Consider the following 608-nt stretch of genomic DNA (forward strand, 5'->3'; position numbering starts at 1 on the left):
CTCTGTGCAGCAGGTAGTACAGCTTCCGCGTTCCCAACCTCGGCAGTCGCTTTCGAACCTGCTGCACAAGGGCCTTAACAGGCTCCAATTGAACCTGGCGCATTTTGCGCCGTTGAAGGCGTTGATAAATTCCTTGGCGAGAGACTCCAAAGAGTGCACAGCTTTTGCTCAGGCTTACTTTGCCTTTTGCTTGCAGCGTGCGCGCTCCTTGGATAAATACTTTTTTCGCAGGCCGGCTCCATAGTCCCGGTCCATGATATCGACCATCTCATTGAGCAGGAGATTGCGAAGACGCTCATCTTCCAGCTCTTTTTCCAGTCGCTTGATCTTCTGCTCGGGCGTTTCCTGGGATCGGTTCATGGGCGAGCTCCTCGGCAGGGACCAGTCCAATTTACCATGCTTACGGAGCCAAGTGAGAACCGTGCTGCGGCCCTGGATGCCGTAGATCTGCTGGGCCTGTTTGTAGGTGAGTTCGCCTTTTTCGACCTGGTCCACAACAGCCAATTTAAAGCCCAGGTTGTAATCACGCTGCGTGCGCTTCTTCCGGGTGGGAGTATCGTTGCCCATCTGCTCATTCTCCAGATGACAACGTATTTCAGGACGGGACA

1 pseudogene is annotated in these 608 nt (G+C 53.9%); it reads right to left on the reverse strand.

The annotated features are described in order from the left end of the window. Positions 1-567, reverse strand: a pseudogene (locus tag ACFOZ5_RS13370) (IS3 family transposase); the annotation flags it as partial. Positions 568-608: the final 41 nt, after the last annotated feature.

The sequence above is a fragment of the Marinobacter lacisalsi genome (assembly GCF_042651045.1).
Taxonomy (GTDB): Bacteria; Pseudomonadota; Gammaproteobacteria; order Pseudomonadales; family Oleiphilaceae; genus Marinobacter; species Marinobacter lacisalsi.